18 protein-coding genes are annotated in these 17,766 nt (G+C 65.6%); 6 read left to right on the forward strand and 12 right to left on the reverse strand.

The genetic code is table 11. From position 1 onward, the window contains the following. Positions 1–6 precede the first annotated feature (6 nt). Entirely contained in the window at positions 7–639 is a 633-nt protein-coding gene (locus ACDI39_RS20590; RefSeq protein ID WP_225790595.1) for a TetR family transcriptional regulator, read from the reverse strand. Between the two features lie 122 nt (positions 640–761). After that, the gene (locus ACDI39_RS20595; RefSeq protein ID WP_486537004.1) at positions 762–1,082 is read right to left on the reverse strand and encodes a hypothetical protein; all 321 of its coding nucleotides are present in this window, start codon (positions 1,080–1,082) and stop codon (positions 762–764) included. A 342-nt stretch (positions 1,083–1,424) separates the two neighbouring features. Between ACDI39_RS20595 and ACDI39_RS20600 the strand changes: the two genes are divergently transcribed. Next, complete coding sequence (locus ACDI39_RS20600) at positions 1,425–3,488, forward strand: AsmA family protein (protein ID WP_253104348.1); 2,064 nt, start codon at positions 1,425–1,427, stop codon at positions 3,486–3,488. A gap of 51 nt (positions 3,489–3,539) precedes the next feature. Here the strand turns inward: ACDI39_RS20600 and ACDI39_RS20605 are convergent, their stop codons facing one another. Together ACDI39_RS20605 and osmE are read right to left on the reverse strand one after the other, a co-directional pair. Continuing rightward, positions 3,540–4,070 (reverse strand): ferritin-like domain-containing protein, encoded by a 531-nt coding sequence (locus tag ACDI39_RS20605; RefSeq protein ID WP_225790598.1) that lies wholly within the window; start codon positions 4,068–4,070, stop codon positions 3,540–3,542. A gap of 47 nt (positions 4,071–4,117) precedes the next feature. Beyond that, the gene (gene osmE / locus ACDI39_RS20610) at positions 4,118–4,459 is read right to left on the reverse strand and encodes an osmotically-inducible lipoprotein OsmE (protein WP_225790599.1); all 342 of its coding nucleotides are present in this window, start codon (positions 4,457–4,459) and stop codon (positions 4,118–4,120) included. Positions 4,460–4,580: 121 nt separating this feature from the next. Here osmE and ACDI39_RS20615 point away from each other — a divergent pair, with 121 nt between their 5' ends. From ACDI39_RS20615 to ACDI39_RS20625, 3 genes are all read left to right on the forward strand, one after another. Then, positions 4,581–5,471: an esterase/lipase family protein gene (locus ACDI39_RS20615; protein WP_225790600.1), complete on the forward strand. Its 891-nt coding sequence runs from the start codon at positions 4,581–4,583 to the stop codon at positions 5,469–5,471. 73 nt (positions 5,472–5,544) lie between these two features. Further along, the gene (locus tag ACDI39_RS20620; RefSeq protein WP_225790601.1) at positions 5,545–5,817 is read left to right on the forward strand and encodes a PsiF family protein; all 273 of its coding nucleotides are present in this window, start codon (positions 5,545–5,547) and stop codon (positions 5,815–5,817) included. A 78-nt stretch (positions 5,818–5,895) separates the two neighbouring features. Next, positions 5,896–6,903, forward strand: a complete 1,008-nt coding sequence (locus ACDI39_RS20625; protein ID WP_225790602.1) for an AI-2E family transporter — start codon at positions 5,896–5,898, stop codon at positions 6,901–6,903. A 233-nt stretch (positions 6,904–7,136) separates the two neighbouring features. On the opposite strand, the gene ACDI39_RS20630 is transcribed toward ACDI39_RS20625, so the two are convergent. Continuing rightward, entirely contained in the window at positions 7,137–8,408 is a 1,272-nt protein-coding gene (locus ACDI39_RS20630) for an Hsp70 family protein (RefSeq protein ID WP_225790603.1), read from the reverse strand. Positions 8,409–8,574: 166 nt separating this feature from the next. Between ACDI39_RS20630 and cbpA the strand changes: the two genes are divergently transcribed. Continuing rightward, positions 8,575–9,522: a curved DNA-binding protein gene (gene cbpA, locus ACDI39_RS20635; protein WP_225790604.1), complete on the forward strand. Its 948-nt coding sequence runs from the start codon at positions 8,575–8,577 to the stop codon at positions 9,520–9,522. 2 nt (positions 9,523–9,524) lie between these two features. Further along, a complete protein-coding gene (locus ACDI39_RS20640) occupies positions 9,525–9,830 on the forward strand; it encodes a chaperone modulator CbpM (protein WP_225790605.1) in 306 nt (101 codons plus the stop codon). 30 nt (positions 9,831–9,860) lie between these two features. Here ACDI39_RS20640 and ACDI39_RS20645 read toward each other — a convergent pair whose 3' ends face one another. The 7 genes from ACDI39_RS20645 to cycA form a co-directional block, all read right to left on the reverse strand. Next, positions 9,861–10,379 (reverse strand): GNAT family N-acetyltransferase, encoded by a 519-nt coding sequence (locus tag ACDI39_RS20645; RefSeq protein WP_225790606.1) that lies wholly within the window; start codon positions 10,377–10,379, stop codon positions 9,861–9,863. 31 nt (positions 10,380–10,410) lie between these two features. After that, positions 10,411–11,109 carry an urea ABC transporter ATP-binding subunit UrtE gene (gene urtE, locus ACDI39_RS20650; protein WP_253080997.1) on the reverse strand — a complete coding sequence of 233 codons (699 nt, stop codon included), beginning with the start codon at positions 11,107–11,109 and terminating at the stop codon, positions 10,411–10,413. A gap of 90 nt (positions 11,110–11,199) precedes the next feature. Continuing rightward, positions 11,200–12,057: an urea ABC transporter ATP-binding protein UrtD gene (gene urtD / locus ACDI39_RS20655; RefSeq protein WP_253080998.1), complete on the reverse strand. Its 858-nt coding sequence runs from the start codon at positions 12,055–12,057 to the stop codon at positions 11,200–11,202. Continuing rightward, a complete protein-coding gene (gene urtC, locus ACDI39_RS20660) occupies positions 12,054–13,133 on the reverse strand; it encodes an urea ABC transporter permease subunit UrtC (RefSeq protein WP_253168063.1) in 1,080 nt (359 codons plus the stop codon). The genes urtD and urtC overlap by 4 nt, the downstream gene beginning before the upstream one ends. Then, positions 13,133–14,620: an urea ABC transporter permease subunit UrtB gene (gene urtB / locus ACDI39_RS20665; protein ID WP_225790610.1), complete on the reverse strand. Its 1,488-nt coding sequence runs from the start codon at positions 14,618–14,620 to the stop codon at positions 13,133–13,135. The genes urtC and urtB overlap by 1 nt, the downstream gene beginning before the upstream one ends. A gap of 119 nt (positions 14,621–14,739) precedes the next feature. Then, positions 14,740–16,005, reverse strand: a complete 1,266-nt coding sequence (gene urtA, locus ACDI39_RS20670) for an urea ABC transporter substrate-binding protein (RefSeq protein ID WP_225790611.1) — start codon at positions 16,003–16,005, stop codon at positions 14,740–14,742. Between the two features lie 188 nt (positions 16,006–16,193). Continuing rightward, complete coding sequence (gene cycA, locus ACDI39_RS20675; protein ID WP_253168066.1) at positions 16,194–17,609, reverse strand: D-serine/D-alanine/glycine transporter; 1,416 nt, start codon at positions 17,607–17,609, stop codon at positions 16,194–16,196. Between the last annotated feature and the right edge of the window lie 157 nt (positions 17,610–17,766).

Below are 17,766 nucleotides of genomic sequence, written 5' to 3' on the forward strand. Positions count from 1 at the left end.
CTGTGCTTACCCCGGGTTACCGAGGCCCTGCCAATGCCGCGCGCCGACGAATATGAAACGCAGCTGCTGGGTGATCTTTTCCTGGGGCGTAAGCGCTTGCGGGTCGTCGGGGCCTGGGCTGTCGATCAGTTCCGGCAGGGTGGCGAACACCGTCTTGACCACCAGGTCGGCCATCACCGCCAGGGCGGCGGCATCCAGGTGCTGCCAGCGGGGCATGCGGGCGAGGTCGGTGGCCAGGTCGGCGCTGATGTCCTGGCGCAAGCGGGCGATGGCCTGGCGCACCGCCTGGGAGCCGCCGTACTGCTCGCGGGCGAGGAACAGGAACTGGGCGCGGTGGGCGGCGACCACATCGAGGAAGATGCGTACCGAGGCGTCGGTGATGCCGCCCAGCTCGAATTCGTTTTGCCGCACCAGACGGATGGTTTGGCGGAAGGTCGCGTCGACCTCGGCGACCAGGGCAAGGCCCAGCGCGTCCATGTCGGGGAAGTGTCGGTAGAAACCGGTGGGCACGATGCCGGCGGCCTTGGCCACTTCGCGCAGGCTGATGCTGCCGAAGCCACGGCCGCTCTCCATGAGCTGGCAGGCGGCATCCAGCAGGGCCTGGCGTGTCTGTAGCTTCTGTTCGGCGCGCGGCAGCATGGGGCGGGCTTCTGTGGTTGTACGGCTGGGCATTCTGGATAAAAAAACGAAGCCCGGTCAATGGACCGGGCTTGGGGGAGAGCAGGCACTGCGCGGCGGGTTGTTGTTCTTGGCCATGACGATCAGCTCATGCGGCTGATTTCGATCAGGCGGTCGGAGCCCCCTTCGGCGACACGGTTGTTGCGCTCGATCAGGCGGTCGGAGCCCCCCTCGGCGACGCGGTTGTTGCGTTCGATCAGGCGGTCGGAACCCCCTTCGGCGACGCGGGCGGCACGTTCCTGCAGACGATCAGCGCCACCCTCGGCCAAGGTCTTCAGCGGTTGGGCGATTTCGGCCGAGCTGGTACGGGACTCGGCGCTCAGATGCTGTTCTTCGGCTGGCAGGGCGAAGGCATTGGCGGCCAGGATGGACAGGGTCAGGCTCAGCAGCAGGTGGCGTTTCATGATATCGGTGCTCCTCTGGGGGGCTGGAAAGTGGGTACGAAGCCAATGCTACGCTCGGTAACGCCAGAGAAAAGTTCATACGGATAATGGTGACAATCGACCGCGTTGATACAGGGTCGTGAAGGCTCTAAGGCAAGGCTGTCAGAGGATTTGAAGGCAATGTGCTAGCAGGTTTTTCAGCTGACGCCGGATCTGTTTCTCGGCCAGAAACTGAGAAAGGGGTCAGGAAAGTCGTCATTCCAGGGGGGGTGAATTAAACCCAGCGGACTTTCATCAGTCCGACATAATGTGTGCCATCGTCACGCCCGCTTTGTGCCATGTCGTCGTCAGGAGAATCACGCAATGATGCGTCCCGTCAGAATCCTCACCTGGAGCCTCGCCAGCCTGTTGACCCTGTTGGCGATACTGGTGGTGGTGATCGCCACGTTCGACTGGAACCGCATCAAGCCGCTGCTCAACGAGAAAGTCTCCGAGGCCCTGCACCGGCCGTTCGCGATCAACGGCAACCTCGCCGTGCAGTGGCGTACCGAGCCGCAGGAGGGTGGTTGGCGGGCCTGGGTGCCCTGGCCGCACTTCATCGCCGAAGACCTGACCCTGGGCAATCCAGACTGGCTGAAGACGCCGCAGATGGTCGGCCTGGAGCGCGTGGAGTTCCGCCTGTCGCCCGTGCCTCTGGCGTTCCAGCAGATCGTCATCCCGCGCATAGACCTGACCAAGCCCACCGCCAGCCTTACCCGCCTGGCCGATGGCCGGGCCAACTGGACCTTCGACTTCGGGCCCGAGGACGAAAATGCCGAGCCGTCCAAGTGGGTGCTGGACATCGGCGCCATCGGCTTCGACCAGGGCAACGTCAGCTTCGACGACCAGATCCTGAAAACCAGCATGAAGGTGCAGATCGACCCGCTGGGCAAGCCGATCCCGTTCAGCGAGATCGTCGGCAAGGCCAGCGCCGAGAAGGCCGGGGGCGCCCAGGACTATGCCTTCGGCCTCAAGGCCCAGGGCCGTTACAAAGGCCAGGCGGTGTCCGGCACCGGCAAGATCGGTGGCCTGCTGGCGCTGCAGGATGCCAGCCAGCCGTTCCCGCTGCAGGCCGACGTGCGCATCGGCAACACCCGGGCGGCCCTTGCCGGTACCCTGACCGACCCACGCAACCTCGGCGCGCTCGACCTGCGCCTGCGCCTGTCCGGCAGCAGCCTGGGCAACCTGTATCCCCTGACTGGCGTGACCTTGCCGGACACGCCGGCCTATTCCACCGACGGCCACCTCACCGCCAACCTGCAGGACCCGGACGGCGCTCGGTTCCGCTACGAAGGCTTCAACGGCAAGATCGGCGACAGCGACATCCATGGCGACCTGGCCTTCGTCGCCAGCCAGCCGCGGCCGAAGCTCGCCGGCAACCTGGTGTCCAACCAACTGCTGTTCAAGGACCTGGCCCCGTTGATCGGCGCTGACTCCAACGTCGAGCAGAAGGCCCGTGGTGGCGCCAGCAAGCAGCCGGCAGGCAAGGTCTTGCCGGTGGAGGAGTTTCGCACCGAGCGCTGGCGGGCGATGGATGCCGACGTTACCTTCAGCGGCAAGCGCATCGTGCACAGCGAGCAACTGCCGTTCAACGACCTGTCCGCCCGTGTCTTGCTCGAGGACGGCCTGTTGCGCCTGGAGCCGCTGCGCTTCGGCGTCGCCGGGGGCAACCTCAATGCCAACATCCGCCTGGACGGTCGCACGGTGCCGATGCAAGGCCGCGCCCGGCTGACCGCCCGGGGCTTCAAGCTCAAGCAACTGTTCCCCAGCTTCGCGCCCATGCAGACCAGCTTCGGCGAGCTCAACGGTGATGCCGACCTGGGTGGGCGCGGTAATTCGGTGGCGGCCCTGCTCGGCACCTCCAATGGCGACCTGCGCCTGCTCATCAACGATGGCGCCATCAGCCGGGGCCTGATGGAAATCGCCGGGCTCAACGTGGGCAACTATGTGATCGGCAAGTTGTTCGGCGACGAGGAGGTGAAGATCAACTGCGCGGCGGCCGACGTGGGCATCAAGGATGGCCTGGCGACCACGCGGTTGTTCGTCTTCGATACCGAGAACGCGATCATCCATGTCGACGGTACGGCCAACTTCGCCAGCGAGCAGTTGGACTTGAAGATCACCCCCGAATCGAAGGGCGTGCGCTTGTTCTCGCTGCGTTCGCCGTTGTACGTGCGTGGGCCGTTCGCCAAGCCCAGCGCCGGGGTGCAGGCGGTGCCGCTAGCCCTGCGAGGCGCCGGGATGGTGGCGCTGGGCGTGGCGATCGGCCCTGCGGCAGGGCTACTGGCGCTGATCGCACCGAGTGGGGACGAGCCGAACCAGTGCACGCCGTTGCTCGAACAGATGCGGGCCGGCAAGGCGCCGGCGGCGGTGAAGGGGCGCAAGTAGCTTCGGGCAGGGGGCTGGCAAACGCTGGGGCCGCACAGCGGCCCCAGTGGATCACAAGCCTTTGAGCAGGTCCGCCATGTCGTCGGCGTGCTCTTCTTCCTGGGCCAGGATGTCTTCGAAGATGCGCCGGGTGGTCGGGTCTTTCTCGCCGATGTACTGGATGATCTCGCGGTAGCTGTCGATGGCGATGCGCTCGGCCACCAGGTCCTCCAGGACCATCTCTTTCAAGGTACTGCCCGCGACGTACTGGGCGTGGGCGTTCTTGCTCAGGTTGTCCGGGTTGAAATCCGGCTCGCCACCGAGCTGGACGATGCGCTCGGCCAGCTTGTCGGCGTGCTCGGCCTCCTGGTTGGCATGCTCGAGGAACTCCTCGGCGGCGACGCTGGCCTTGATGCCGCTGGCCATGAAGTAGTGGCGCTTGTAGCGCAGGGTGCAGACCAGCTCGGTGGCCAGCGATTCATTGAGCAGGCGCAGGATCCTGTCGCGATCGGCACTGTAGCCCTCGGTCACGGCGCCTTGCTCGACATGCTGGCGGGCGCGCTCGCGCAGGGTCTGCACATCGGTCAGTTCGGTAGCGTTCATGTTCATCTCCGAAAGGATCAGGGTGGTCACGGGGTGTCAGGGAGGGCTCACGCGCCGGGTACGGCCTCGCGGTCCTCTTCTCGTTGCTGGCAGGTCTTGAAGCCCTTGGCATCGACATGGCCGGTGGCGTCGAAGCGTACGTAGTAGGGCTGCTGGTGGCCGTCGCGGTTGAGGATGTAGTCGTTGCAGGTGCCGCCATGGGGCAGGTCGCTCACCTTCGACGGGCTGCCGCCGATGGCGATGACCTTCTGCATGGTCATGCCGTTCTCGACCTGCTTGACCAGCGGCTCGTCGCGGTAGGTGACGTAGTCCACCGGGTTTTCCGGGCGGCTGCCGCAGGCGGCCAGGGTCGCGCCCGCCAGAAGGATTGCCAGGGTCTGCTTGTACATGGTCCCGCTCCTTGCTCAGGGTCTGTTCTGGTTGGAGCCGCATGGCGCGCCAGGAGTTCGATTGCGATGCCTGGCCCCGGCCCTGTAGTGTTGGCCGACTGACCAAGGAGAGGGAGAGGCCATGAACCAGGACCTGGCCACGCGCTACCCACTGGTGCTGGTACCGGGCATGCTCGGTTTCGTGCGGGTGCTGCTCTATCCGTACTGGTATGGCATCGTTCCGGCGCTGCGCCGGGGTGGAGCGCAGGTATTCCCGGTGCAGGTGTCGCCGCTGCATGCCAGCGAAGTCCGTGGCGAACAGCTGCTGGCGATCATCGAGGACATCTGCCGGCGGACCGGGGCCGAACGGGTCAACCTTATCGGCCACAGCCAGGGGGCCCTCAGCGCCCGCTACGCGGCGGCGAAGAGGCCCGACCGGGTGGCGTCGGTGACCTCGGTGGCCGGGCCCAACCAGGGCTCGGAGCTGGCCGACTACTTGGCGCACAAGGCCCCGGGCGACTCACCCCAGGGGCGGATACTCAAGGCTGTGCTGCATGGCCTTGCGGTGTTGCTGGTATGGCTGGAAACCGGCTGGCGGCGCGAGCCGCTGCCGATCGACGTGCACGCCTCGCACCAGTCCCTCACTAGCGCCGGCGTGGCCCTGTTCAACCAGGCTTATCCACAGGGCCTGCCGACCTCCTGGGGGGGCGAGGGCCCGGCCGAGGTCGATGGCGTGCGCTATTACTCGTGGTCCGGCACCCTGCAACCGGGGCGTACCGACCAGGGGCGCAACCGCTTCGACGGCAGCAACCGCTTCTGCCGGTTGTTCGCCCGCACCTTCACGCGCGAGAAGGGCCAATGCGACGGCATGGTCGGGCGCTACAGCTCGCACCTGGGCCAGGTCATCGGCGACGACTATCCGCTCGACCACCTGGACATCGTCAACCAGTCCCTCGGCGCGGTGGGCAAGGGCGCCGACCCGGTGCGGCTGTTCACCGAGCACGCTGCACGGCTCAAGGCCGCAGGCTTGTAGGGAGATGTAAAAATTCTTGTCTACACTCTGCACGACGACCGTGCAGCGGGCACGGAGACAAGGAGACCACTCCATGAAAGTGCTGCAAGTGCCGTTGTTGGTGTTGGGTGTGTTGATCAGCGCGCAGGGATTCGCCGCCACCGCCCAGCAGGAAAAGATGAAGACCTGCAATGCCGAAGCCACCGAACAGGCCCTGAAAGGGGATGAACGCAAGGCGTTCATGAGCAAGTGCCTCAAGGTCACCCAGCAGGAGAAGATGAAGACCTGCAACGCCAACGCCACTGCCAAGGCCCTCAAGGGCGATGAGCGCAAGGCGTTCATGAGCGACTGCCTGAAGAAGAAGTGAGCTGCGCCGAGTCACTATGTTTGTAGGACGAAGGCTGGCAGACTGCGGGTCTTTTCTGTTGTCTGCCGTTGAGGCTGTATGACCTTCACCCCTCGCCAGATCACCCTGGCCAGTTGGATCATCGTGCTTGCCGGCCTGCTGCTGGCGCTCCCCCTGAAGTTGCTGCCCAGCCTGCTGGCCGGCCTGCTGGTGTTCGAGCTGGTCAACATGCTCACCCCCAGGCTGCAGCCGTTGATCGCCGGCCAGCGTGCGCGCTGGTTGGCCGTGGCCCTGCTCGGCACGCTGGTGGTCAGTACCCTGACCTTGGTGTTCGCCGGTGCCTTCAGTTTCCTCCTGCACGAGGCCGAGAACCCCGGTGCTTCGCTGGACAAGTTCATGGCCCTGGTGGAGCGGGCGCGCGCCCAGTTGCCGCCGTTCATCGACGGCTACCTGCCGGCCAGCGCTGCGGAGTTCAAGGTGGCCATCGGCGACTGGCTCAAGAGCCACCTGGGCGAGCTGCAACTGGTGGGCAAGGGCATGGCGCACATGTTCGTCACCCTGCTGATCGGCATGATCCTCGGTGCCATCGTCGCCTTGCAGCGCATTCCCGACATATCCCGGCGCAAGCCCCTGGCCGCGGCGCTGTTCGAGCGCCTGAGCCTGCTGGTGCAGGCGTTTCGCAACATCGTCTTCGCCCAGATCAAGATTTCCCTGCTCAACACCTTCTTCACCGGCATCTTCCTGGCGGTGGTGTTCCCGTTGTTCGGGGTGCACCTGCCGCTGACCAAGACCTTGATCGTGCTGACTTTCCTGCTGGGCCTGTTGCCGGTGATCGGCAACCTGATGTCCAACACCCTGATCACCATCGTCGGGCTGTCCCTGTCGATCTGGGTGGCGGTGGCCGCCCTGGGCTACTTGATCGTGATCCACAAGGTCGAGTACTTCCTCAATGCGCGGATCGTCGGCGGGCAGATCAGTGCCAAGTCGTGGGAGTTGCTGTTGGCGATGCTGGTGTTCGAGGCGGCATTCGGCTTGCCGGGCGTGGTGGCGGGGCCGATCTACTATGCCTACCTCAAGAGCGAGCTCAAGCGTGCCGAGCTGGTCTGAAGTGGCGACTCCACTGGCCTAATGCTGTTCACTTAAGCCATTGGGGCCGCCTTGCGGCCCTTCGCGGGCAAGCCCGCTCCCACAAGTACGCTGCAAATGCACGATCCTGTGGGAGCGGGCTTGCCCGCGAAGGCTGCAAGGCAGCCCCAATCGATGTCACATCAGACTTAAGTGAACAGCATTACCCCACCGGCCTGCTTTTACTTGCAGCTTGTGGCTTGTAGCTAGAAGCTTCAGAGCGCGCCGTAGCGTTTGCGGGCTTCGATCGCCAGGCCGCTGCCGATGCTGCCGAAGATATTGCCTTCCACGTGGCGGGCGTTGGGTAGCATCGCCGCGACGCTGTTGCGCAAGGCCGGGATGCCGCTGGAGCCGCCGGTGAAGAACACCGTGTCCACCTGGCTTTCGCGCACGCCGGCCTTGGTCAGCAGTTCGCCGACGCTGCCACGCACACGCCCCAGCAGCCCCTCGATGGCATCCTCGAACAGCGCACGGGTCAGGTCCACACCCAGCGCCGGTTCGATGCGGCCCAGGTCGATGTGCCGGCGCTCCTGTTCGGTCAGCTCGATCTTGCTGGCCTCCACTTCCATGGCCAGCCAGTGCCCGGCACGCTGCTCGATCAGCTTGAACAGGCGATCGATACCCAGGGTGTCCTCGATGTCGTAGCGCATGCTGCCCAGGGCCAACTGGGATTTTTGCGAATACAGCGCGTTGATGGTGTGCCAGGTGGCCAGGTTCAGGTGGTAGCTGGTGGGCATCAACGCCTGGCTTTTCATCCGGCTGCCGTAACCGAACAGCGGCATCACGCCTTGCAGGCTCAACTGCTTGTCGAAGTCGGTACCGCCGATGTGCACGCCGCCAGTGGCGAGGATGTCGCTGTGGCGCTCATCGAGCAGGTGACGCTCGGGCGACAGGCGGATCAGCGAGAAGTCCGAGGTACCACCGCCGATGTCGACGATCAGCACCAGTTCCTCACGGTCGATGCCCGACTCGTAGTCGAACGCCGCGGCGATCGGCTCGTACTGGAACGAAACCTCCTTGAAGCCGACCTTGCGCGCCACCTCGGCCAGGGTGTCCTCGGCCTCCTGGTCGGCGGTCGGGTCTTCGTCGACGAAGAACACCGGGCGGCCCAGCACCACCTCGTCGAAGCTGCGGCCGGCATTGGCCTCGGCGCGTTTCTTCAGCTCGCCGATGAACATGCCCAGCAGGTCCTTGAACGGCAGGGCGGTGCCCAGCACGCTGGTGTCGTGCTTGATCAGCTTGGAGCCGAGCAGGCTCTTGAGCGAGCGCATCAGGCGTCCTTCGTAGCCCTCCAGGTATTCGTGCAGGGCCAGGCGGCCGTATACCGGACGGCGTTCCTCGATATTGAAGAAGACCACCGAGGGCAGGGTGATCTTGCCGTCTTCCAGGGCGATCAGCGATTGCACGCCGGGGCGGTGCCAGCCGACCGTGGAGTTGGAGGTGCCGAAGTCGATGCCCAAGGCACGGGCCGGGGATACGTCAGACATGGGGGGGAAGGCTTCCGGAGGCAAAACGGCCGCGCAGTTTATGCCAGTGGCCAGCAGAATCAAGACCGATCGTCTGCTCTGGAGCAACCCCAAGCAGGCCTTGAAAGGCTATGCTTGACCCTTATCTTCAGATGCAACGCACACATTCTGAACGGTGATCCCCTAGATGGACTTCAAAGACTACTACAAGATACTCGGCGTCGAGCCGACGGCGGACGAGAAGGCGATCAAGACCGCCTACCGCAAGCTCGCGCGCAAGTATCACCCCGACGTCAGCAAGGAGCGCGACGCCGAGGAGAAATTCAAGGAGGCCAACGAGGCCTACGAAGTGCTGGGCGATACACAAAAGCGCGCCGAGTACGACGAGATCCGCAAGTACGGCGGCCAGCACGGCCGGCCCTTCCAGGCACCGCCGGGCTGGGAGGCCCGTGGGGCTGAGGGTGGCTTCGAGGCAGGGGATTTCTCGGAATTCTTCAGTTCGATCTTCGGTGCCCGGGGCGGCAACCCCTTCGGCCGTGGTCAGCAACGCAGCGCGGGCAGGCGAGGGCAGGACGTGGAACTGGAGCTGGCGATCTTCCTCGAGGAAACCCTGAGCAAGGAGTCCAAGCAGATCAGTTTCCAGGTGCCGCAGACCAACGCCGCTGGCCAGCGTACCGGCTTCACCACCAAGACCCTCAACGTGCGTATCCCTGCCGGGGTCACCGATGGCGAGCGTATCCGCCTCAAGGGCCAGGGGGCGCCGGGCGTCGCTGGCGGGGCCAACGGCGACCTGTTCCTGACCATCCGCATGGCACCGCACCCGCTGTTCGATGTCGAAGGTCATGACCTGATCATCACCGTGCCCCTGGCGCCTTGGGAGGCTGCCCTGGGCGCCAAGGTGGAGGTGCCGACCCTCACCGGCAAGATCAACCTGACCATCCGCCCCGACAGCCAGAGCGGCCAGCGCCTGCGGGTCAAGGGCATGGGCCTGGCCAACAAGCAGGGCCAGCGTGGCGACCTCTATGCCCAGCTCAAGGTGGTCATGCCCAGCCAGTCGGATGCGGCCGCCCGCGAACTCTGGAGCAAGCTCGCCGAGAAGGCTGCGTTCAATCCGAGGACACAATGGAGTAGTTGATCATGAGCAGCACCCTGATCGTTCAACTGGACATGCGAACCCTCTGTCAGGAGGCCGACCTCACGGCCGACTGCGTGATCGAAATCGTCGAGCACGGCATCGTTGAACCTTCGGGGCGAACGCCGGAGGACTGGTTGTTCGACGACCAGGCACCCTGGCTCGCCAAGCGTGCGGCCAAGCTGCACGAGGAGCTGGAGCTGGAATGGGAAGGCGTGGCGCTGGCGCTGGAGCTGCTGGAAGAGGTGCAGCAACTGCGCAGCGAGAACAGCATGCTGCGCCAGCGGTTGGGCAGGTTCATCCAGATGTGAGCGGATTGGGGCCGCCTTGCGGCCCTCGCCTCAGCGCTTGGGTTCGGCCCCCGGGTCGAGCATCAGTTGCATGAAGGTCAGGTCCAGCCACTTGCCGAACTTCACCCCTACCTGCGGCATCTGCCCTGTCACCACGAACCCCAGCCGCTCATGCAGGCGGATCGACGCCGCGTTGCCGCTCTCGATGGCGGCGACCATCACATGCTTGCCACATGCCCGCGCCCGCTCCACCAGCGCCTGCATCAGCAGCGGCCCCAGGCCCTTGCCGCGCTGGTCATCGCGGATGTAGACCGAGTGCTCCACGGTATGCCGAAAACCCTCGAACGGCCGCCAGTCGCCGAACGAGGCGTAGCCCAGCACGCCACTGTCATCCACCGCCACCAGGATCGGGTAGCCCTGCTGCGCCCGGGCCTCGAACCAGGCCTGGCGGTTGGCCAAATCGACCGGCGTTTCGTTCCAGATCGCCGTGGTGTTGCGCACGGCGTCGTTGTAGATGTCGAGGATCCCCGGCACGTCGTCGGGCAGGGCGTCGCGGATTACGTGGTTCATGACAGCGTCTCGCAGGGTGGATCGGTGCAGATTAAATGGTTACCAGGCCGCGCACACCTTCAGCTTGCATGTTTTCGCCACGGCCACGCTGGACGATCTCACCCCGGGCCATCACCAGGTACTGGTCGGCCAGGGCCTCGGCGAAGTCGTAGAACTGCTCCACCAGCAGGATGGCCAGGTCGCCGCGATCGGCCAGCTGGCGGATCACCGCGCCGATCTCCTTGATCACCGACGGCTGGATGCCTTCGGTGGGTTCGTCGAGGATCAGCAGGCGTGGGCGGCTGGCCAGGGCACGGCCGATGGCCAGTTGCTGCTGCTGGCCGCCGGACAGGTCGCCGCCACGGCGTTGCTTCATCTGCTCCAGCACCGGGAACAGTTCGTAGATGAAGGCCGGTACCTCGCGCGCTTCGCGGGCGGGGAAGCGCGACAGGCCCATCAGCAGGTTTTCCTCGACGGTGAGCCGCGGGAAGATCTCGCGGCCCTGCGGCACATAGGCGATGCCAGCCTGGACCCGCTGCTGGGGCTTGAAGCGAGTGATGTCCTGCTGCTCCCAGTGCACGCTGCCCTCGCGTGCCGGCACCAGCCCCATCAGGCAGCGCAGCAGGGTGGTCTTGCCCACGCCGTTGCGGCCGAGCAGGCAGGTGACTTCGCCGACCTTGGCCTCGAAGGACAGGCCGCGCAGGATGTGGCTGCCGCCGTAGTACTGATGCAATTCACTGATTTGGAGCACTTCGACATTCCTCGTTACTGGCAGACCCGAGCGGCAAGCTGCAAGTAAAAGCCGCTCGGGACATCTTGCCGCTTGGCGCTTGAGGGCGCGTCAGCGCCCGAGATAAACCTCGACTACCCGTTCATCCGCCTGCACCTGCTCCAGCGAGCCTTCGGCCAGTACGCTGCCCTGGTGCAGCACCGTGACATGGTCGGCAATGCTGCCGACGAACCCCATGTCATGCTCCACCACCATCAGCGAATGCCGGCCGGCCAGGCCCTTGAACAGTTCGGCGGTGAACTCGGTCTCGGCATCGGTCATGCCCGCCACCGGTTCGTCGAGCAACAGCAACTGCGGCTCCTGCACCAGCAGCATGCCGATCTCCAGGAACTGCTTCTGCCCATGGGACAACAGGCCCGCCTGGCGCTGCGCCAGTGGCAGCAGGCGCAGGGTCGCCAGCACCTGCTCGATGCGCTGGCGCTGTTCGCCCGACAACCGCGTGACCAGGCTGGCCCATACCGACTTGTCCGTCTTGAGTGCCAGCTCCAGGTTCTCGTAGACGCTCAGGGCTTCGAATACCGTGGGCTTCTGGAACTTGCGGCCAATGCCGGCCTGGGCGATCTGGTACTCGCTCAGGTGCGTCAGGTCGAGGGTGTCGCCGAAGAACGCGCTGCCGGTGTCCGGGCGGGTCTTGCCGGTGATCACGTCCATCAGCGTGGTCTTGCCGGCGCCATTGGGGCCGATGATGCAGCGCAGCTCGCCAACGCCGATGTACAGGTTCAGCGCGTTGAGCGCCTTGAAGCCATCGAAGCTGACACTGATGTCCTCCAGGCTCAGCACCGTGCCATGGCGCGCATCGAGGCCGGCGCTGCGGCGCTGGCCGAGGCCGATGGCGTCGCGGCCGGCACCGAGCTGATCGAACACCGGTTCGAGCATGAATTCCGGATGCACCGGGGGCACGCCTTTCATGGCTGGCTCCTTTTCTTCAGCAGGCCGACCACGCCCTTGGGCAGGTACAGCGTGACCAGGATGAACAGGGCGCCGAGGAAGAACAGCCAGAACTCCGGGAAGGCCACGGTGAACCAGCTCTTCATGCCATTGACCAGGCCTGCGCCGAGCAACGGGCCGAGCAGCGTGCCACGCCCGCCCAGGGCGACCCACACGGCGGCTTCGATAGAGTTGGTCGGCGACATCTCGCTGGGGTTGATGATGCCCACCTGCGGCACGTACAGGGCTCCGGCCAGGCCGCACAACACGGCGCTGAGCACCCACACCAGCAGCTTGAAGCCGCGTGGGTCGTAGCCGCAGAACATCAGGCGGTTCTCGGCATCGCGCAGCGCGGTGAGCAGGCGGCCGAACTTGCTTTGGGTCAGGCGCCAGCACAGGTACAGACTGCCCAGCAACAGGGCCACGGTGAGCAGGAACAGCACTGCCCGGGTGCCCGGGGCGGCGATGTCGAAGCCCAGCAGGGTGCGGAAGCTGGTGAAGCCGTTGTTGCCACCGAAGCCCGTCTCGTTGCGAAAGAACAGCAGCATGGCGGCGAAGGTCAGGGCCTGGGTCATGATCGAGAAGTACACGCCCTTGATCCGCGAACGGAAGGCGAACCAGCCGAACACCAGGGCCAGCAGCCCAGGGGCGAGCACCACCAGGCACAGGGCCCAGGCAAAGTGCTGGGTGCCGGCCCAGTACCAGGGCAGCTCGCTCCACGACAGGAAGGTCATGAACCCGGGCAGGCCGTCGCCCGCCGCCTGGCGCATCAGGTACATGCCCATGGCGTAGCCGCCGAGGGCGAAGAACAGGCCGTGGCCCAGGGACAGCAACCCGGCATAGCCCCAGACCAGGTCCAGCGCCAGGGCGACGATGGCGTAGCAGAGGATCTTGCCGACCAGGGTCAGGGTGTAGGCCGAGACCTGCAGCGGGTGCGTCGCCGGTAGTAGCGACAACAGCGGCAGGGCCAGCAGCACCAGGACGACGACGGCGCCGATGGCCAGTGCCAGGCGTGGCCCGGCCTTTTGCGTGGCAGTGACAAGCAGTGGCTGGTTCATCAGTCGATTACCCGTCCCTTGAGGGCGAACAGGCCTTGCGGACGCTTCTGGATGAACAGGATGATCAGCGCAAGGATGAGGATCTTGCCGAGCACCGCACCGATCTGCGGCTCCAGCAGCTTGTTGGCGATCCCTAGGCCGAAGGCGGCCCAGAGGCTGCCGGCGAGCTGGCCGACACCGCCGAGCACCACCACCAGGAACGAGTCGATGATGTAGCCCTGGCCAAGGTCGGGGCCGACGTTGCCCACCTGGCTCAGGGCCACGCCGCCCAGCCCGGCGATGCCCGAGCCAAGGCCGAAGGCGAGCATGTCCACCCGGCCGGTGGCGACGCCGCAGCAGGCAGCCATGTTGCGGTTCTGGGTCACGGCGCGTACGTGCAGGCCCAACCGTGTGCGGTTGAGCAGCAGCCAGGTGAGCAGCACCACGGCCAGGGCGAAGCCGATGATCACCAGGCGGTTGTAGGGCAGCACCAGGTTCGGCAGCACCTGGATGCCGCCGGACAGCCAGGCCGGGTTGCCCACTTCGACGTTCTGCGCGCCGAACAGCAGGCGGATGGCCTGGATCAGGATCAGGCTGATGCCCCAGGTCGCCAGCAGGGTTTCCAACGGCCGGCCGTACAAGTGACGGATCACCGTGCGCTCCAGCGCCATGCCGACCCCGGCGCTGACGGCGAAGGCCACCGGCAGGGCGATCAACGGGTAGAACTCGATGGCCCCGGGGGCGTGGCGCTGCACCAGTACCTGAACCAGGTAGGTGGTGTAGGCGCCCAGCATGAGCATCTCGCCATGGGCCATGTTTATCACCCCCAGCAGGCCGAAGGTGATCGCCAGGCCCAGGGCCGCCAGCAGCAGGACCGAGCCCAGGGACAGGCCGCTGAAGGCCTGGCCGAGCAGCTCGCCGACCAGCAACTTGCGCTTGACCTGGGCCAGGCTGGTTTCGGCGGCGGTACGTACGGCCGGGTCGCTTTCCGCGTCCGGTTGCAGCAGGGCCTCCAGGCGCGTGCGGGCCAGCGGGTCACCGGTTTCGCCGAGCAGGCGCACGGCCGCCAGGCGTACCGCAGGCTCGCTGGCGCCCAACTGCAGGTTGGCCAGGGCCAGGCCGAGGGCGGCATGCACGGCGGCGTCCGGCTCGCTGGCCAAGCGCCGGTCGAGGAAGGCCACCTGCGCCGGCTGCGCGCTCTTTTGCAATTGACGGGCAGCGGCCAGGCGCAGGTCGCTGTCGTCGCTGAACAACTGGTGGCTGGCCAGGGCGTTGTCGATCAGCCCGCGCAGTCGGTTGTTCAGGCGCACCTTGCGGGTGTCGCCTTCGGCGATGCGGCCCTGCTTGAGCGCGCTCAGCAGCGCCAGCCGCGAGGGCTCGGGTTGCGCTGCCCAGCCCAGGAGCAGGCGGGCCTGTTCGTTGGCTTTGGCGGCGAGGAAGAATTCGCCCTCGCTGGCCTGGGTTGCCAGGGGCAGCAGGAGCAAGAGCGTGAGCAGGAGTCGGTACATGAGGGTATCCCGGATCAGCGGTGAATTCATCGCCGGCAAGCCCACCACGACGCCGCAGCGCTTGAGGGCAGTGGGCGCGGGCTTGCCGGTGACTGGGCCGCAGAGCGGCCCCTGGGCACTCAGTTGCCTTTCACTGCATAGTCAGGCCGCTTTTCGTTGCCCGGAATGAACGGGCTCCAGGGCTGCGCCCGCAACGGCTGTTCGGTTTCCCAGACCACGCTGAACTGCCCGTCGTCCTGGATTTCGCCGATCATCACTGGCTTGTGCAGGTGGTGGTTGCTCTTGTCCATGGTCAGGGTGTAACCCGACGGTGCCTGGAAGCTCTGCCCGGCCAGGGCCTCGCGGACCTTGGCGACCTCGGTGCTGCCGGCCTTCTCCACGGCCTGTGCCCACATATGGATGCCCACGTAGGTGGCCTCCATCGGGTCGTTGGTCACCGCCTTGTCGGCGCCCGGCAGGTTCTTGGCCTTGGCATAGGCCTTCCAGTCGGCGACGAAGCGTTGGTTGACCGGGTTGTCCACCGACTCGAAGTAGTTCCACGCCGCCAGGTGGCCCACCAGTGGCTTGGTGTCGATGCCACGCAGCTCCTCCTCGCCCACCGAGAACGCCACCACCGGTACCTCGGTGGCCTTCAGGCCCTGGTTGGCCAGCTCCTTGTAGAAGGGCACGTTGGAATCGCCGTTGACCGTGGAGATCACCGCCGTCTTGCCGCCGGCGGCGAATTTCTTGATGTTGGCGACGATGGTCTGGTAGTCGCTGTGGCCGAACGGCGTGTACACCTCTTCGATGTCCTTGTCGGCCACGCCCTTGCTGTGCAGGAAGGCGCGCAGGATCTTGTTGGTGGTGCGCGGGTAGACGTAGTCGGTGCCCAGCAGGAAGAAGCGCTTGGCTTCGCCGCCGTCTTCGCTCATCAGGTATTCCACCGCCGGGATGGCCTGCTGGTTCGGTGCCGCGCCGGTATAGAAGACGTTGGGCGACATCTCCTCGCCCTCGTACTGCACCGGGTAGAACAGCAGGCCGTCGAGCTCCTCGAATACCGGCAGCACCGACTTGCGCGACACCGAGGTCCAGCAGCCGAACACCACCGCGACCTTGTCCTGGGTCAGCAACTGGCGGCTCTTCTCGGCGAACAGCGGCCAGTTCGAGGCCGGGTCCACCACCACGGGCTCCAGCAGCTTGCCGTTCACCCCGCCCTTGGCGTTGATCTGCTCGATGGTCATCAGGGCCATGTCCTTGAGCGACGTCTCGGAGATCGCCATGGTCCCGGACAGCGAATGCAGGATACCGACCTTGATGGTCTCGGCGGCCTGGAGGGTCCAGCTCAGACCCATGGCGGCCAGGCTGGCGCTGAGGGTGACGGCCTTGATCAGACTGCGACGCTTCATGTGCTCTCTCCGTTGAGTTCGGTGGGGTGTGGCGACTCGGGGAGGGCGATTGCAAGGGCTGTGCCGAAGGCGCAAAGGCTTGAGGCAGGCGGGGTTGGCGACGATCTGGGGCACCGGGGCGGTCCAGCTTGGTGCCTGCCGGGCAGGTGTGCACGGCATTGGGGCCGCGAGGCGGCCCCAAATGGGCCTCAGTTGTCCTGCACACCGCCCACCGTTCTACGCAGCTGGCGTTTGCTGCGCACGAACTGGTAGGTGACCGCCAGGATCACGAACCACAGCGGCGTGACCACCAGGGCCGCACGGGTGTCGTCTTCCAGGCTCAGCAGCACCAGGATGAAGGCGAAGAACGCCAGGCACACGTAGCACATCACGCGCCCGCCAGGCATCTTGTACTTCGACGCCTCATGCAGGGCGGCGTGCTGCTTGCGGTAGGTCAGGTACGACAGCAGGATCAGCGTCCAGACGAACATGAACAACAGCGCCGAGACGGTAGTGACCAGGGTGAAGGCCTCGACCAGGTCGGGGATCACGTAGATCAGCACGGCACCGAGCAGCAGGCAGGTGCAGGAGAAGTACAGGCCGTTGGCCGGCACGGCGCGGCGCGACAGTTTCTCGAAGGCCTTGGGCGCGTCGCCCTCCTGGGCCAGGCCATAGAGCATGCGGCTGGTGGAGAACACGCCGCTGTTGGCCGAGGACGCGGCCGAGGTCAGCACCACGAAGTTGATGATGCTCGCCGCCGCCGGCAGGCCAGCCAGGACGAACAACTCCACGAACGGGCTCTTGCCCGGCACCACGTCGCGCCACGGGGTGACGGCCATGATGGCGATCAGCGCCAGCACATAGAACACGATGATGCGGACCGGGATCGAGTTGATCGCCCGTGGCAAGGTGCGCTCGGGGTTCTTCGCCTCGGCGGCGGTGGTGCCCACCAGCTCGATGCCGACGAAGGCGAACACGGCGATCTGAAAGCCCGCGAAGAAGCCCATCGGGCCATGGGGGAACATGCCGTCGTCGTTCCACAGGTTGGCCAGGCTCGCGGTGCGGCCAGCCGGCGACTCGAAGCCGCTGACGACCATGTACAGGCCGGTGGCGACCAGGCCGAGGATGGCGACGATCTTGATCATGGCGAACCAGAACTCGATCTCGCCGAACATCTTCACGGTGATCAGGTTCAGCGACAGCAGCACGCCGACGCAGGCCAGCGCCGGTACCCACTGGGGCAGGTCGGGAAACCAGAACTGCGAGTAGGCGGCGATGGCGATCACGTCGGCGATGCCGGTGATGACCCAGCAGAACCAGTAGGTCCAGCCGGTGAAATAGCCGGCCCAGGGGCCGAGCAGGTCGGAGGAGAAGTCGATGAACGACTTGTAGTTCAGGTTCGACAGCAGCAGTTCGCCCATGGCGCGCATGACGAAGAACAGCATGAAGCCGATGATCATGTAGACGAAGATGATCGACGGCCCCGCCAGGCTGATGGTCTTGCCCGAGCCCATGAACAGGCCGGTGCCGATGGCGCCACCGATGGCGATCAGCTGGATGTGGCGGTTGGTCAGGTTGCGTTGCAGGTGCTGGTCATCTGCTGGTGTGGGAGAGGTCCGTGTCATGGGCTTGTATTCCATCGAGGGTCGGTCTTGTTGTCGGGAAGCCGGGTAGGCTAACACGCGTGTTCCGGTCGGGGGACGCGGCAGATCGACTCCAGCGGGGATCGCGCAAGGGGCTGCTGCGCAGCCCAATCGCGGGCAAGCCCGCGCCCACAGGGGC

This window comes from Pseudomonas sp. Tun-23181, from assembly GCF_057415455.1.

Excerpts from the sequence above, each read along its gene's own strand:
- ACDI39_RS20615 (WP_225790600.1), top strand. The coding sequence starts at position 4,581 with ATGAACCAGGACCTGGCCACGCGCTACCCACTGGTGCTGGTACCGGGC.
- ACDI39_RS20630 (WP_225790603.1), bottom strand. The coding sequence starts at position 8,408 with ATGTCTGACGTATCCCCGGCCCGTGCCTTGGGCATCGACTTCGGCACC.
- ACDI39_RS20590 (WP_225790595.1), bottom strand. The coding sequence starts at position 639 with ATGCTGCCGCGCGCCGAACAGAAGCTACAGACACGCCAGGCCCTGCTG.
- urtC (WP_253168063.1), bottom strand. The coding sequence starts at position 13,133 with ATGAACCAGCCACTGCTTGTCACTGCCACGCAAAAGGCCGGGCCACGC.
- cbpA (WP_225790604.1), top strand. The coding sequence starts at position 8,575 with ATGGACTTCAAAGACTACTACAAGATACTCGGCGTCGAGCCGACGGCG.
- ACDI39_RS20640 (WP_225790605.1), top strand. The coding sequence starts at position 9,525 with ATGAGCAGCACCCTGATCGTTCAACTGGACATGCGAACCCTCTGTCAG.
- ACDI39_RS20645 (WP_225790606.1), bottom strand. The coding sequence starts at position 10,379 with ATGAACCACGTAATCCGCGACGCCCTGCCCGACGACGTGCCGGGGATC.
- osmE (WP_225790599.1), bottom strand. The coding sequence starts at position 4,459 with ATGTACAAGCAGACCCTGGCAATCCTTCTGGCGGGCGCGACCCTGGCC.
- ACDI39_RS20620 (WP_225790601.1), top strand. The coding sequence starts at position 5,545 with ATGAAAGTGCTGCAAGTGCCGTTGTTGGTGTTGGGTGTGTTGATCAGC.
- urtA (WP_225790611.1), bottom strand. The coding sequence starts at position 16,005 with ATGAAGCGTCGCAGTCTGATCAAGGCCGTCACCCTCAGCGCCAGCCTG.
- ACDI39_RS20625 (WP_225790602.1), top strand. The coding sequence starts at position 5,896 with ATGACCTTCACCCCTCGCCAGATCACCCTGGCCAGTTGGATCATCGTG.
- ACDI39_RS20595 (WP_486537004.1), bottom strand. The coding sequence starts at position 1,082 with ATGAAACGCCACCTGCTGCTGAGCCTGACCCTGTCCATCCTGGCCGCC.
- cycA (WP_253168066.1), bottom strand. The coding sequence starts at position 17,609 with ATGACACGGACCTCTCCCACACCAGCAGATGACCAGCACCTGCAACGC.
- urtD (WP_253080998.1), bottom strand. The coding sequence starts at position 12,057 with ATGAAAGGCGTGCCCCCGGTGCATCCGGAATTCATGCTCGAACCGGTG.
- ACDI39_RS20605 (WP_225790598.1), bottom strand. The coding sequence starts at position 4,070 with ATGAACGCTACCGAACTGACCGATGTGCAGACCCTGCGCGAGCGCGCC.
- ACDI39_RS20600 (WP_253104348.1), top strand. The coding sequence starts at position 1,425 with ATGATGCGTCCCGTCAGAATCCTCACCTGGAGCCTCGCCAGCCTGTTG.
- urtB (WP_225790610.1), bottom strand. The coding sequence starts at position 14,620 with ATGTACCGACTCCTGCTCACGCTCTTGCTCCTGCTGCCCCTGGCAACC.